This is a genomic window from Pseudonocardia sp. ICBG1293 (assembly GCF_020131355.1).
Lineage (GTDB): Bacteria > Actinomycetota > Actinomycetes > Mycobacteriales > Pseudonocardiaceae > Pseudonocardia.
In genome coordinates this window covers 669,700-683,337 of the sequence record NZ_JAHLEL010000038.1, presented here as the reverse complement: position 1 = coordinate 683,337, position 13,638 = coordinate 669,700, and the positions used below count along the sequence as shown (strand labels likewise).

14 protein-coding genes are annotated in these 13,638 nt (G+C 75.7%); 11 read left to right on the top strand and 3 right to left on the bottom strand.

Annotation, left to right across the window (positions count from 1 at the left end):
• The first annotated feature begins 76 nt into the window (after positions 1-76).
• From KPF47_RS17025 to KPF47_RS40175, 5 genes are read left to right on the top strand one after another with little or no spacing between them, the layout of a single operon-like run.
• Positions 77-835 carry an ABC transporter substrate-binding protein gene (locus KPF47_RS17025; protein WP_224389734.1) on the top strand — a complete coding sequence of 253 codons (759 nt, stop codon included), beginning with the start codon at positions 77-79 and terminating at the stop codon, positions 833-835.
• Complete coding sequence (locus KPF47_RS17020; RefSeq protein WP_224389733.1) at positions 832-1,065, top strand: hypothetical protein; 234 nt, start codon at positions 832-834, stop codon at positions 1,063-1,065. The genes KPF47_RS17025 and KPF47_RS17020 overlap by 4 nt, the downstream gene beginning before the upstream one ends.
• Complete coding sequence (locus tag KPF47_RS17015; RefSeq protein ID WP_224389732.1) at positions 1,062-2,117, top strand: iron ABC transporter permease; 1,056 nt, start codon at positions 1,062-1,064, stop codon at positions 2,115-2,117. The genes KPF47_RS17020 and KPF47_RS17015 overlap by 4 nt, the downstream gene beginning before the upstream one ends.
• Positions 2,114-3,175: an iron chelate uptake ABC transporter family permease subunit gene (locus KPF47_RS17010; RefSeq protein WP_224389731.1), complete on the top strand. Its 1,062-nt coding sequence runs from the start codon at positions 2,114-2,116 to the stop codon at positions 3,173-3,175. Before KPF47_RS17015 ends, KPF47_RS17010 begins: the two co-directional genes overlap by 4 nt.
• Entirely contained in the window at positions 3,172-4,614 is a 1,443-nt protein-coding gene (locus KPF47_RS40175; RefSeq protein ID WP_308015410.1) for an ATP-binding cassette domain-containing protein, read from the top strand. Before KPF47_RS17010 ends, KPF47_RS40175 begins: the two co-directional genes overlap by 4 nt.
• A gap of 7 nt (positions 4,615-4,621) precedes the next feature.
• Here the strand turns inward: KPF47_RS40175 and KPF47_RS16995 are convergent, their stop codons facing one another.
• Positions 4,622-6,256, bottom strand: a complete 1,635-nt coding sequence (locus KPF47_RS16995; protein ID WP_224389730.1) for an asparagine synthase-related protein — start codon at positions 6,254-6,256, stop codon at positions 4,622-4,624.
• Positions 6,257-6,510: 254 nt separating this feature from the next.
• Here KPF47_RS16995 and KPF47_RS16990 point away from each other — a divergent pair, with 254 nt between their 5' ends.
• From KPF47_RS16990 to KPF47_RS16975, 4 genes are all read left to right on the top strand, one after another.
• Positions 6,511-7,938: an NAD(P)/FAD-dependent oxidoreductase gene (locus KPF47_RS16990; protein WP_224389729.1), complete on the top strand. Its 1,428-nt coding sequence runs from the start codon at positions 6,511-6,513 to the stop codon at positions 7,936-7,938.
• An 89-nt stretch (positions 7,939-8,027) separates the two neighbouring features.
• Positions 8,028-8,471 (top strand): nuclear transport factor 2 family protein, encoded by a 444-nt coding sequence (locus KPF47_RS16985; protein WP_224389728.1) that lies wholly within the window; start codon positions 8,028-8,030, stop codon positions 8,469-8,471.
• Between the two features lie 247 nt (positions 8,472-8,718).
• The gene (gene mihF, locus KPF47_RS16980) at positions 8,719-9,030 is read left to right on the top strand and encodes an integration host factor, actinobacterial type (RefSeq protein WP_020621796.1); all 312 of its coding nucleotides are present in this window, start codon (positions 8,719-8,721) and stop codon (positions 9,028-9,030) included.
• Between the two features lie 125 nt (positions 9,031-9,155).
• Positions 9,156-10,085, top strand: a complete 930-nt coding sequence (locus tag KPF47_RS16975) for an alpha/beta fold hydrolase (RefSeq protein ID WP_224389727.1) — start codon at positions 9,156-9,158, stop codon at positions 10,083-10,085.
• Here the strand turns inward: KPF47_RS16975 and KPF47_RS16970 are convergent.
• Together KPF47_RS16970 and KPF47_RS16965 are read right to left on the bottom strand one after the other, a co-directional pair.
• Positions 10,067-10,765: a response regulator gene (locus tag KPF47_RS16970; RefSeq protein ID WP_224389726.1), complete on the bottom strand. Its 699-nt coding sequence runs from the start codon at positions 10,763-10,765 to the stop codon at positions 10,067-10,069. The two genes, KPF47_RS16975 and KPF47_RS16970, sit on opposite strands and share 19 nt — an antisense overlap.
• A complete protein-coding gene (locus KPF47_RS16965) occupies positions 10,762-12,390 on the bottom strand; it encodes a sensor histidine kinase (RefSeq protein ID WP_224389725.1) in 1,629 nt (542 codons plus the stop codon). Before KPF47_RS16965 ends, KPF47_RS16970 begins: the two co-directional genes overlap by 4 nt.
• 61 nt (positions 12,391-12,451) lie before the next feature.
• Here KPF47_RS16965 and KPF47_RS16960 point away from each other — a divergent pair, with 61 nt between their 5' ends.
• Together KPF47_RS16960 and KPF47_RS16955 are read left to right on the top strand one after the other, a co-directional pair.
• A complete protein-coding gene (locus tag KPF47_RS16960) occupies positions 12,452-12,853 on the top strand; it encodes a hypothetical protein (protein ID WP_224389724.1) in 402 nt (133 codons plus the stop codon).
• Positions 12,853-13,548 carry a tripartite tricarboxylate transporter substrate binding protein gene (locus tag KPF47_RS16955; RefSeq protein ID WP_224389723.1) on the top strand — a complete coding sequence of 232 codons (696 nt, stop codon included), beginning with the start codon at positions 12,853-12,855 and terminating at the stop codon, positions 13,546-13,548. Before KPF47_RS16960 ends, KPF47_RS16955 begins: the two co-directional genes overlap by 1 nt.
• Positions 13,549-13,638: the final 90 nt, after the last annotated feature.

Sequence of the window (13,638 nt, the reverse complement as noted above, 5' to 3'; positions counted from 1 at the left end):
CGCCCGGCTCTTCCGTTCGCGGCACCCGGAGTGATGACGTGAGGGTCACCTACACAGTGGAAAGGCGGCTCTTCCCGTGCCTCGAACGCTCCCCCTGTTCGCCGCGCTCCTCACGGTCCTGACGCTGCTGGCCGGATGCGGCTCGCCGGGACCCGCGACGACTCCCGGGGCCGCACCGTCCGGGGACGGCGCGTTCCCGGTGACGATCCCGACGGCGTTCGGCGACGTCACCGTGCCCGAGCAGCCCCGCCGGGTCGTGGCCCTGGGCTGGAGCGACGCCGAGACCGCCCTGTCCCTGGGCGTCGAGCCGGTCGGCGCCGCGGACTGGCTGGCCGTCGGCGGCGACGGGCTCGGCCCGTGGGTGCAGGCCCGCTACACGACCCCACCGCAGATCCTGGGCACCCTCGAGGTCGACCTGGAGGCCGTCGCGGCACTGGACCCGGACCTGATCCTCGACACCCGTTCCTCCGGGGACCGCGACCGCCACGACCGGCTGACCCAGCTCGGCGTCCCGGTCGTCGGCATCCCCGCCGGCGGGGAGAACTACAAGACCACCTGGCGTGACCAGCTCCGCACGGTGGGGGCCGCGCTCGGGAAGCCGCAGGACGCGGCCCGGCAGCAGGCCGACCTCGAGCAGCGGTTCGCCGACGCCCGCGCGCAGCACCCCCAGCTCGACGGCGCGACGGTCGTCTCCGGCGCCCGCAACACCCTCGGCGAGTACGCCGCCTACACCGGGGACTCCGGACGGCTGGCGTTCCTGGCCGAGCTGGGGCCCCGCAGATCGCCGCGCAGTCCACCGAGGGCTTCTCGGTCCCCGTCTCCCGGGAACGCATGAACCTGCTCGACGCCGACGTGACCGTCATGCAGGCCATCTCGAAGGACACCTCGGAGATCGCGGACGACCCGCTGTGGCAGGCCGTGCCGTCGGTCGCCGCCGGGCGCGGTGTGCTGCTGTCGGACCGCGACGTCTCCCAGGCGTTCTCCAGCGCCTCGGTCGACGGCTGGCGCTACGCCCTGGACCGCACCGTGGGTGCGCTCGCGGACGCGGCGGCGAAGGCGCGGTGACCGCCCCGGCGACCGTCCCCGCACCGCCCGGCACCGCCACCCCGGCCGCGGCCCGGCGCCGGCGCCGGCTCGCCGCGGCGGGCCTGGCCACGGCGCTGCTGGCCGTGGCGGCGCTCGGCCTGCTGGTCGGGGCGCGGCCCCTCGCCCCGGGGTTCGTGCTGGACGTGCTCACCGGGTCCGTCGACCGGACGACCCCGGAGGCGCTCGTCGTCACCGAGGTACGGCTGCCCCGCACCGTGCTGGCGGTGCTCGCCGGAGCCGCCCTCGGCGTGGCCGGGGTGCTCGCACAGGGCATGACGCGCAACCCGATCGCCGAGCCCGGCATCCTCGGCCTCAACACCGGTGCCGCGCTCGCGGTTGTCCTCGGGATCGCGGTGCTCGGCGTCGACACCCTCACCGGCTACGTGTGGTTCGGCTTCGCCGGGGCCGCCGTCGCGGCGGTCGTCGTCGCCGGGGTGGCCGGGATCGGACGGCGCCCGAGCGTCTCCCCCGCGACCCTCGCCCTCGCGGGCGCCGCGCTCGCCGCGGGCCTGCAGTCGATCACCACCCTGTTCCTGCTCACCGACCCCCAGGCGTTCGACGACTACCGCTTCTGGCAGGTCGGGTCGGTCGCCGGCCGCGACCTCGGGATCGCCGCGCAGGCCGCACCGTTCGTCGTCGCCGGGCTGCTGCTCGCCCTGACCTGCGGTCCCCGGCTGAACGCGCTGGCGCTCGGCGACGACGTCGCCCGGTCCTTCGGGCGCGCGGTCGGTGTCGACCGGGCGGTGTGCGGGGTGGCTCTGGTCGTGCTCGCCGGGGCCGCGACCGCCGACGCGGGCCCGATCGCGTTCCTCGGGCTGGCGGTCCCGCACCTGGTGCGTCGGCTCGCCGGGACCGACCACCGGGTGGTGCTCCCGCTGGCCGCGCTCGCCGGGCCGGTGCTGCTGCTCGCCGCGGACGTCCTCGGACGGGTGCTCGCCCCGCCCGGTGAGGTCCAGGCCTGCGTGGTGACCGCCGTCGTCGGGGCCCCGCTGTTCGTCGCACTGGTCCGGCGGCGGAGGTTCCTGCGATGAGCGCCCCGACCCGGCACGGCGACCCCGCCGACGACCCCACCGCGGTGCTGCGCCGGATCCGGGGCCGGGCGCGACGCCGCCGGACGACGGCCGGGCTCGTCGTCGCCGGGGCCGCGCTCGCGGCGTTCGTCACCTCCCTCTCGGTCGGCGCGCAGGGACTCGGCCCCGGCGACGTGCTCGCCGCGCTGACCGGTCTCGGGACACCCCGCACCGAGCTCGTCGTCCTGCGGCTGCGGATGCCCCGGGCGCTGACCGCGCTGCTGGTCGGAGCCGCGCTCGGCCTGGCCGGTGCGCTGTTCCAGCGGGTCCTGCGCAACACCCTGGCCAGCCCGGACGTGATCGGCGTGGGCGCCGGGGCCGCGGTCGGCGCGGTGACCGCCTCGGTCGTGCTCGGTCTGTCCGCGGCCGGGACCTCGGCCGGTGCGGTGGCCGGCGCCGTCGCCGTCGCGCTGCTCATCTCCGTGCTCGCCCGCCGCGACGGTCTCGGCGGTACCCGGTTCGTCCTGGTCGGGGTGGGCATCGGCTCGGCGGCGATGGCCGTCGTCTCCTACCTGATGATCACCGCGTCGCTCACCACCGCGCAGCAGACACTGGTCTGGCTGACCGGCAGCGTCACCGAGACCGGCTGGTCGACCGCCGTCCCGCTCGCGCTCGCCTGCACCGTGCTGGTCCCGGCCGGGCTGCTGCTGGCCCGCGCGCTGCCCCGCCTGGAGCTGGGTGACGACACCGCGACCGCGCTCGGGCTGCCCGTCGGCCGGGCGCGGACCGCACTGCTGGCGGTCGCCGTGCTGCTGGTCGCCGCCGCGGTCGCCGCGGCCGGGCCGGTCTCGTTCGTCGCGCTGGTCAGCGGACCACTCGCCGCCCGCCTGGCCGGTCCGGGCCGGGCGTCGCTGCCGCACGCCGCCGGCGTCGGGGCCGCGCTGGTGCTGTTCGCCGACGTCGTCGCCCGCACCCTGATCGCCGAGGTTGCTCTCCCCGCGGGTGTCGTCACCGGCGCGATCGGCGCCCCCTACCTGCTCTGGCTGCTCGCCCGCTCCCGAACCGGAGGAACCCCGTGACCACGCCCGCCGCCGTCCCCGCAGGGCCCGCACTCGACGCGCAGGACCTGGTCCTGCGCTACGACGAGCGGGTCGTCGTCGACGGTCTCACCGTGCACGTGCCGCCCGGCCGGATCACCGTCGTCGTCGGCCCGAACGCCTGTGGCAAGTCGACCCTGCTGCGCGGCCTCGGCCGGATCGTCGCCCCGACCGCCGGGACCGTGCGCCTCGACGGCACCGACGTGCGGACGCTGCCCGGCCGGGAGCTGGCCCGCCGGCTCGGGCTGCTCCCCCAGTCCCCGACGGCTCCGGACGGCATCACCGTCGCCGACCTGGTGGAACGCGGCCGCTCCCCGCACCAGGGCTGGTTCGGCGGCCGCGCCGACGCCGACGACGCCGCCGTGGCCGATGCGATGCGCGCGACCGGGGTGCTGGAGCTGGCCGACCGCCCGGTCGACGAGCTGTCCGGCGGCCAGCGCCAGCGCGTGTGGATCGCGATGGTGCTGGCCCAGGACACCGGGGCGCTGCTGCTCGACGAGCCCACGACCTTCCTGGACCTGCCGCACGCGGTCGAGGTCCTGGACCTGCTCGTCGACCGGAACCGGGACCGCGGCAGCACGGTCGTCGTCGTCCTGCACGACCTGAACCTGGCCTGCCGCTACGCCGATCACCTGATCGCGATGGCCGACGGCGCGATCGTGGCGCAGGGGCCGCCCGGGACCACCATGACCGCCGACCTGGTGCGCCGGGTGTTCGGGATGGAGTCCCGGGTGGTGCCCGACCCGGTGTCCGGGACCCCGATGGTCGTGCCGGCGGGACGGCACCACCCGGTCGCCGCTGCAGCCGGGCACCGTCCGCCCGCTGCCGAGGTCGCGCTCCGCTCGGAGCAGGAGCTGCGCGCGGTCGTGCCCGACCCGCACCCGCTGGTCGCGCAGAAGTCCACCGACCGGGTCGACGACGTCGCGGCCCGCTTCGTCGCCGCGTCCCCGTTGGTGTTCCTGGGCACCACCGCACCCGACGGGACGGTGACCGTCACCCCGCGCGGCGACGTGCCCGGTGCGGTGCGGGTGCTCGACGGCGGCCGCCGCCTGGCCGTCCCCGAGCGGCCCGGGAACCGGCGCGTCGACAGCATGCGCAACCTGCTCGAGCACGACGGGATCGGGCTGACCTTCTGCGTCCCCCGCTCCACGCACGTGCTGCGGGTGCACGGCCACGGCCGGATCAGCCGCGACCCGGAGATCCTCGGCCTGTGGGCGGGCGAGCCGCAGGCCACCGACCCGACGGCGCACCGGCCACCGCCGCTGGCGATCGTCGTCGAGGTCACCGACGCGTACGTGCACTGCGGACGGGCGCTGAAGGCCTCCGGGCTGTGGGACCCGCAGAGCTGGGGCGACGACGACGCCCCGGGGGTGAAGGAGCTCGCCGACGCGGCCCGCGCCGACCGGGCGGCCCGGGGCTGAGCGCGAATCACGCCGTGGCGAACGCCCCGAGCACGTGGTCCGGCCGGATCCCGTCGAAGTGGGACCGCCAGATCTCGTGGTAGAGGACCTCCTCGTCGCTGCGCAGGGGCCAGGAGTCGGACGGGTGCTCGGGCACCCCGTCGGTCACCCCGGCCCCGGCCGCCGCGGCGGCCTTGCCCGCGGCCAGCTCGGCGAGCACGGTGCCGGCGCCGGAGCCGTCGCCGAACTGCTCCTTGCCGCGCCACAGCAGGTCCTCGGGCAGCCAGCCCTCGAACGCCTCGCGCAGGATCGCCTTCTCCGGACGGCCGCCCGGGCGCTGCTTCCACTCCGGCGGCAGCGCCAGCGCCGCGCGGACGAGTCCGGAGTCGAGGAACGGCTCGCGGGCCTCGAGGCCGAAGTACATGGTGGTGCGGTCGCAGCGCTGCAGGTTGAGATGGTGCAGCTGCTCCAGCGAGCGGACCAGCTCGGCCTGCAGGGTGTCCGGGTCGGCGTACTCGGGACCGTGGATGTAGGAGTAGCCGGCGAACAGCTCGTCGGCGCCCTCCCCGGTCAGCACGACCTTGACCTTCTTCGCCGCCTCACGGGCGAGGATCAGGTTGGGCACGGCACTGCGGACCAGCGCGGGGTCGTAGTGCTCGATCACCTCGACGGCGTGGTCGAGCGCCTCGGCGATGTCCTCGGGCGTCACCAGGATCTCCTGGTGGTCCGAGCCGATGTGCCCGGCGACCTTGCGGGCCGCGATCAGGTCACCGGACTCCGCGGTGCCGACGGCGAAGGTCGGCAGCTGCTCGCCGCGGGCCCTGGCCTCCTGCGCCGCGATGGCGGCGACCAGCGCCGAGTCCAGACCGCCGGACAGGAACACGCCGACCCCGACGTCGGACATCATCCGGCGGCGCACCGCCGACACCACGGCCTCGCGCACCCGGGACAGGTCGGCGTCGTCCCAGCCGGGGCGGATCGCGCGCCGCGCCGGGCGGACCTCGACCGGCACCGCGTCGGCGAAGCGCACCAGGCCCGAGGACGGGCTCCACAGGCAGCCGGGCGGGAACGAGCGCACGTGCGGGCGGTCCTCGGGGTCGAACGCGCGGAGCTCGCTGGCGAACAGCACCGTCTCCGACGGGTCCGGCGCGGTGTAGGGGACGGCCCCGGCCGCACCGTCGTCACCGGTCCCGGTCGGCGGCACCCAGTACAGCGGCTTGACCCCGAACGGGTCCCGCGCGACGAGCCCGGCGCCGTCGGTCCGGCCCATCGCGACGGCGAACATGCCGTTCAGCGAGGCCACCGCGACCTGGCCGTCCCACATCACCGCGTGCAGCGCGGCCTCGGTGTCGGACTTGGTGCGCACCGTGCCCTCGGGGAACGCCTTGGCGATCCGCTCGTGGTTGTAGATCTCGCCGTTGCCGACGATCCAGGCGGTGCGCGCCGCGTCGGACATCGGCTGGTGACCGCCGCTCACGTCCATGATCGACAGGCGCTGGTGGCCGAGCCAGGTGTTGCCGACGACCTGCACCCCGGTGTCGTCGGGGCCGCGGTGCGCCACCCGGGCGAGCATCCGCTCGTACTTCCCGGGGTCGGCGGGCTCACCGCCCGGCCACGCCGTGGGTCCACCGAACGCAGCCACGATCCCGCACATGAGCTCCATCGTCGCACGATCGGGCGAGGCCGCATCCCCGCCTTCTGCTCCCCCACCGTGTGAGTTCGGACTCTGGAAGGCGTTTCCGGGCCGATCCGAATTGCCCCGGACGCCGTGGGTTCGTACGGTCGGAGACCGGCCAGGACGGCCGCCGTCCACCGCCGACACCAGGACTGAGGGTCCGGAGGCGGGGACCGACACCGGCCATCGAGCAGATGCGCGGTGATCCCGCGCCAGGACCGACCGACAAGGGGCGTACTCAGGTGAGCACGGCAGAGCACGACGAGCGGCAGGGCCGGCACAAGGTCGTGATCGTCGGCGGAGGGTTCGGCGGTGTGCAGGCCGCCAAGGCGCTCAAGGGCGCCGATGTCGACGTGACGATCGTCGACCGCACGAACCACCACCTCTTCCAGCCGCTGCTCTACCAGGTCGCGACGGGCATCCTGTCCCCCGGCCTGATCGCCCCGGCGCTGCGCCGCGTGCTGAAGAAGCAGACCAACGTCCGCACCCTGCTCGCCGAGGTCGGCGACATCGACCTCGAGGCCAAGCGCGTGCACGCCGCCGCGCCGGACGGTCAGCGGATCGTGCTCCCCTACGACACCCTCGTCGTCGCGGCCGGCGCCACCCACGCCTACTTCGGGCACCCGGAGTGGGCCGAGCACGCGCCCGGGATGAAGTCGATCGAGGACGCCCGGCTGCTGCGCTCGCGCATCCTGGGTGCCTACGAGCTCGCCGAGGTCGCGACGACCGAGGAGGAGAAGCAGGCGTGGATGACCTTCGTGGTCGTCGGCGCGGGCCCCACCGGCGTCGAGCTCGCCGGTCAGCTCGCCGAGCTGGCGCAGTTCGTGCTGCCGCGTGAGTACCGGTCGATCGACACCCGCTCCGCGAAGATCATCCTGCTCGACGCGGCGCCGGCGGTGCTGCCGCCGTTCGCGAAGAAGCTGCAGAACTACACGCGCAAGACCCTGGAGAAGAAGGGCGTCGAGGTCCGCCTGAACACCATGGCGACCGTGATGGACGCCGACTCCATCACGGTGAAGGGCCCGAACGGCGAGGAGCGGATCGTCGCCCGCACCAAGGTGTGGGCGGCCGGGGTCCAGGCGTCGCCGCTGGGTGAGCTGCTCGCGAAGGCCTCCGGCGGCGAGGTCGACCGGGCCGGTCGCCTCACGGTCGACCCGGACTGCAGCCTGCCCGACCGTCGCGACGTGTTCGCGATCGGCGACATGGTCTCGACCATCGACCGGCTCCCCGGCGTCGCGCAGGTCGCGATGCAGCAGGGCACCTACGTGGGCAAGCTGATCAAGGCGCGGGCGAAGGGCGACGACACCACGCCGGCCCCGTTCAAGTACTTCGACAAGGGCTCGACGGCCACCATCGGCGCCCGCGAGGCCGTCGCCGACGTCCGCGGCATCAAGCTCACCGGCTGGATCGGGTACTTCATCTGGTGCTACGTGCACGTGATGTTCCTGATCGGCTGGGGCAACCGCTTCGGCACGCTCTACAACTGGCTGCGGTCGCTGCGCTACGCCCGCTTCCGCGGGCACCGGCTCATCAGCGTCACCGCCTCCTACGACCAGGCGGTGGACCCGGAGAAGCCGCTGGGCGAGGGGACCGACCAGCGCGCCGAGCTGGACCCGCGGGTCTCGCCCGGTACGCCACCCGGCCAGGAGCGGCCGGCCGCCACGGCCTGAGCCCGCACGCACCACGACGACGCCCGGGGGCACCCGTCCCCGGGCGTCGCCGCGTGCGCGGGTGGGCCGCGGCGTGGCACCGTGCTCGGGTGACCCCGGCGATGCAGGTCCTGATGCGCGACATCGCACGGCTCTGGGACACCGCCGCCGACGCGCTCTACGGCGCGGGCGACCCGGGCCCGGCGACGGCCGCGCTGGCCGCCGACGTCCACTGGACCGAGCTGCCCACCGGCGCCGGGGGCCACGGCCGGGACGCGGTCGCCGTCCACCTCGCCGACGTCGCGGCGGCCCGGCCGTCCGGGCTGACCCGGACCCGGGTGTCGCGCACCGTCGACGTCCGCCGGGTCGTCGACGAGGTCCGGGTCGGTTTCACCCACGACCGGGAGCTGCCGTGGCTGCTGCCCGGGCTCGCGCCCACCGGGCGCGCGGCGGAGGTGCTGGCGGTGCATCTGGTGCGGGTGCGACAGGGCCGGATCGACGAGGTCCGGACGCTCTGGGACCTGGCGGGACTGCGCTCCGTGCTCGGCGGGTGAGCCCACCGTGACCGCTGCCCCGCTTTCATGCCGCTGACCTGCGGCAACAGTCCCGGCCCCGCACGGTGCGACGGGCGGTCGCCCCGCTGCGGTGAGCAGCCACGCGGAGGGGGCCGAACCGGTCCGACACGCCCTGAGGAGGGGGTTCCCGCAGGTCGTGGCGATGTCTCTGCCAGTCTGTACCGCGATCGGAGATGGCAGTCCACCCCGGTGAGCGGGGTGCGTGAACCGAGAGGAGTTGTCAGCGATGGCTCTGCCCACCCTGACCCCGGAGCAGCGCGCCGAGGCGCTCAAGAAGGCGGCTGCGGCCCGTACCGCCCGCAAGGAGCTCCGCGACAAGATCGCCAGCGGCGAGGAGACCATCCCCGCGGTGCTGGGTCGCGCGAAGACCGACCAGATCGTCGGCAAGACCAAGGTCGCGGACCTGCTGAAGAGCGTCCCGGGCTGGGGCCCGGCGAAGGTCTCCAAGGTGATGGAGGAGGCCGGCATCGACGTGTCGCGCCGTGCGGCCGGTCTCGGTGACCGGCAGCGCGCCGCGCTGATCGAGAAGGTCGGCTGACCTTCCCCGCGCCTCGCGACGGCCCGGTCCTCACCCCGTGCGGACCGGGCCGTCGCGCGTTCCGGGGTCGCCCTCGTGCCCGGCCGACCGCAGCGGGCCCCCGCCGGTCTGGCAGCCTGCGCGCTGTGGAGATCCCCGGCGCGCAGCCGCACGGCACCGAGCACGAGGTCGAGGCCGAGCCGGGCGTGACCCTCTGGGTCGAGGACCTGCCCGCGCACCGGCCGACGCCGGCGGCGCCGGTGCTGCTGGTGAACGGGGCGGGCTCGGCCGGGTACGGCTGGCCGGACACGCTAGTCGAGGCGCTGCGCGAGCGGCACCGGGTGGTCCGCTACGACCACCGCGACACCGGCCGCTCGACGCACGCGTTCGAGGACCGGCTCTACGCCCTCGCCGACCTGGCGACCGACGCGCTCGCCGTGCTGGACGGCCGCGGGATCGACCGGGCGCACCTGGTGGGGATGTCGCTGGGCGGGATGCTGGTCCAGCTGCTGGCGCTCGACGCGCCGCACCGCCTGGTCAGTGCGGCGCTGCTGTGCACCGCGGCCCTCGACGCCGGGGCCCCCGACCTCCCCGGACCCACCCGGGACGTGCAGCGGATGTGGCAGGAGCTGGGTGATCCGCGCGACGAGGCCGGGGAGCTGGCCTGGCGGGTCGAGTACCGGCGGCGTGTCTCCGGCGGGGTGCTGCCGTTCGACGCCGCGGAGTTCACCGCCCGCGAGCGCCGGATCATGGACCACACCGGGCGGGTCGAGCCGTGCACCGCGCACGCCCAGGCCGACCCCGGCGGGCTGGACCGCGGCGCCGAGCTGGGCACGGTCACGGTGCCCACCCTCGTCGTCGAGGCGCCGGAGGACCCGGTGCACCCGCCGCCGCACGCCGACCACCTGGCCGCGCGGATCGGGGCGGCCGCCCAGCTGGTCACCGTCGACGGGATGGGGCACGCCCTGCCGGACCTGTTGTGCGCACCGATCGCGGCGGTGCTGCTGGAGCACGCGGCGGAGGCCGAGGACGCCGAGGAGGCGCTGCGGCGGGCCGCTCAGCCCACCCAGCGGTAGCGGCGCTCCGGGCGACCGGTGCCGCCGTAGCGCAGCCGCACGGTGACCTGCCCGGTCGAGACGAAGTGCTCCAGGTAGCGGCGTGCGCTGACCCGCGACAGCCGGGTCGCCTCGGCGCACTCGGTCGCCGACAGGTCCGCCTCCGCCCCGGTCCCCGAGTGCTCGCGCAGGGTGCCGGCGACGAGGTCCGCGGTCGGGGTGGTCAGTCCCTTCGGCATCCGTTCGGGGCCACCGGGACCGCGGGCCGGGGCGGCGCCGGTACCCCCGAACAGCCGGTCGATGTCGGACTGGTCGCGCACCCGGTCCAGGTCGCGCCGGACCCGGCCCGCCCGGTGCACCTGGGCGGCGAGCGCGGCGGAGTCGAACGGTTTGACCAGGTAGTGCAGCGCGCCGCCGTGCAGGGCGGCGGCGACGGTCCCGGAGTCGTCGGCGGCGGTCACGACCAGCACGAACGGGTCGTCGGCGGCGCCGGTGCGCAGCCGGGTCAGCACCTCGAGTCCGGACATGTCGGGCAGGTAGACGTCGAGCAGCACCAGCTCCGGGCGCAGCCGGGCGGCGGCGGCGAGGGCGGCGGCGCCGTTGTGCGCGACGCCGACCACGGTGCAGCCCTCGATCCGCTCCACGTAGCCGGAGTGGACCTTCGCGACCATGAAGTCGTCGTCGACGACCAGGACCCTCACACCCGCACCCCCGTCGGCGCCACCGGCAGCACCGCCTCGAGGACCGCACCGGCCCGGCCGGCCGGTGCGCTCCGCACCGCGATGGTGCCACCCCGGCGCAGGCACGCCTGCCGGGCCAGGGCCAGGCCCAGCCCGCGGCCGCCGATCTCGGCGGCCTTGGTGGAGTAGCCGGCCCGGAACACCTCCTCGGCGAGCTCGGAGGAGATGCCGGGTCCGGAGTCGCGGACCTCGACCCAGACCTCGTCGCCGTCGGTGTCGCCACCCCCGGCGAGCCCGATCTCGATGCGGCGCGGGCCCTCGTGCCCGGCGGTCGCGTCGATCGCGTTGTCGATCAGGTTGCCCAGCACGGTCACGAGGTCGGCGGACAGGTCCGGGTCGCGGTCGGGGTCGGTCGGCTCCAGCCGGGACTCCGGGTCCAGCGCCAGCTCGACGCCGCGCTCGGCGGCCTGGCTGTTCTTCGCCACCAGCAGCGCGGCCGTCGCCGGGTCGCCGACGCTGGCGGTCACCTCGCGGCGCCACCCCTCGGAGGCGGCGACGATCCCGGCGACGAAGCGACGCACCTCGTCGTGCTCGCCGAGCTCGGTGAGACCGGCGATGGTGTGCAGCCGGTTGGAGAACTCGTGGGCCTGGGCGCGCAGGGTGTCGGTGACGGTGTGCGAGGCGTCGAGGCGGTGCTGCAGCGTGGTGAGCTCGGTCCGGTCCCGCAGCGTGACGACGGCGCCCACGTCGCGACCGTCGACCCGGACCGGGCGGCGGTTGAGCACCAGCGCCCGGGTGTCGCGCAGCACGAGCTGGTCCTCGCCGTCGGCGGCACCGGTGAGGACCTCGCGCAGCCGGTCGTCCAGGCCCAGGTCGGCGACGGCGTCGCCCTCGCGGGCGCCGGGCAGCTCCAGCAGCTCGCGGGCGACCGGGTTGAGCAGGGTGATCCGGTCCGCGGTGTCCAGCCCGACCACGCCCTCCTTGACCCCGAGCAGCATCGCCTCGCGGCGCTGCACCAGCTCGACGATCTCGTCCGGCTCCAGGCCCAGGGTCTGGCGCCGCACCCGCCGCGCGAGCAGCAGCGACCCGAGCACCCCGACACCCAGCGCCAGTCCCAGCAGCGCTCCGGTCTCCGCGCGCGCCCCGGACAGCGACTCCCACAGCGACGGAGCGCGGATCCCGGCCGACACCAGCCCGGCGACGGCACCGCGGTCGTCGATCACCGGTACCTGGGCGACGACGGTGCGCCCGTCGGGGTTGCCGACCCAGGCCCGGCCCTGCGGCGCGGTGCTGGCACCGGGGTCGAAGCGCTGCCGGACCCGGCCCGGGTCCGGTGAGGTGCGCACGACCAGCCCGGCGTCGACGATCTCGATCTCGTCGGCGCCGGACAGGTTCTCCGCGCTGCGGGCGAACGAGGGCAGCAGGTCGTAGCGGCGGGTCTGCAGCGCCTCGCGCACCGTCGGCACGGACGCGACGTCCTCGGCGACCGACAGCATCCGGCGTCCCTGGGTCTCGCGGAACGACTCCGAGGACTGCACCGCGGCCAGCGCCGCCACCGCACCGAGCAGCACGAGGACGACCACCAGCTGCCAGACGAGGAACTGGCGGGCCAGCGGTCCGCCCGTCCCGCCGGCGCGCCGTCGCATGCGGTCAGCCTAGGCCCGGCCGCGGGTCGGGCGTGGCACCCACGGTGGACCGCACGCGGGCGTGGGGCGCAGACTCGTGGGGCAGCGGACGGCGAGGATCGGGGACGGGCTCGGGATGGTGGGGACCGCGGCGCGGCCGGGCACGCACCCGTCGGTGGCCGGGCCGGGGGCGCCACGGCGCCGCCGGCGCGGACCGTCCGCGGTGCTGGTCGCGGTGGTCGTGCTGCTGCTCGCGGTCACCGTCCCGGCCGTCGCCGGTGCGCTGGGGTCCGGGGCCGCGCCGCTGCGGGAGCTGCGCATCCTGGTGCCGAACACCCCCGGCGGTGGCTACGACGTGACCGCCCGCAGCACCGCGCGGGTGCTCGCCGACACCGGGATCACCGGACAGGTCGAGGTGTTCAACCTGCCCGGCGCGGGCGGTGTCGCGGGTCTCGCAACGAGGTGGGAAACGACCGGCTGCTGATGAGCACCGGCCTCGGCGTCGTCGGGGCGACGGTGTCGCGCGGCTCGCCGGTGACCCTGGCCGACACCACGCCGATCGCGCGGCTGACCGAGGAGTCCGAGGTCGTCGTCGTACCGGCCGCGTCGCCGTACCGCGACGTGCGCGCGCTGCTCGACGGCTGGCGGACCGCGCCCGGGCGGACCGTCGTCGGCGGCGGGTCGACGGTCGGCGGACCCGACCACCTGGCCACGATGCTGCTCGCCGAGGGGTCGGGGACCGCCCCGCCGTCGGTGCGCTACCGCTCCTACGACGGCGGCGGCCCGCTGCTGGCGGCACTGCTGCGCGGCGAGGTCACCTTCGCGGTGTCCGGGTTCGGGGAGTTCGCCGACCAGGTCGGCTCCGGCGACCTGCGGGTACTCGCGGTGACCTCCCGCGACCGCGTCCCCGGCCTCGGCGTGCCGACCCTGCGCGAGTCCGGGGTGGACGTCGAGTTCTCCAACTGGCGCGGTCTCGTCGCGCCGCCCGGGCTGTCCGACGACGCCCGCGCCGAGCTCGGGCGCGCCGTCGCCGAGATGCGCGCGACCCCCGAGTGGCAGCGGACGCTGCAGGCCAACGGCTGGGACGACGCCTACCTGCCCGGGCCGGAGTTCGCCCGGTTCACCGCCGCCGAGACCACCCGCGTCGGCCACATCCTCGGCGAGCTCGGTCTCGGCTGATCCCGCGCGTCCCGGTACGACCCGCGGCGCACGGTGTGACCGCAACGACCACAACGACCGTTGTGGCCGCTATGCAGACATCCCGCGGAG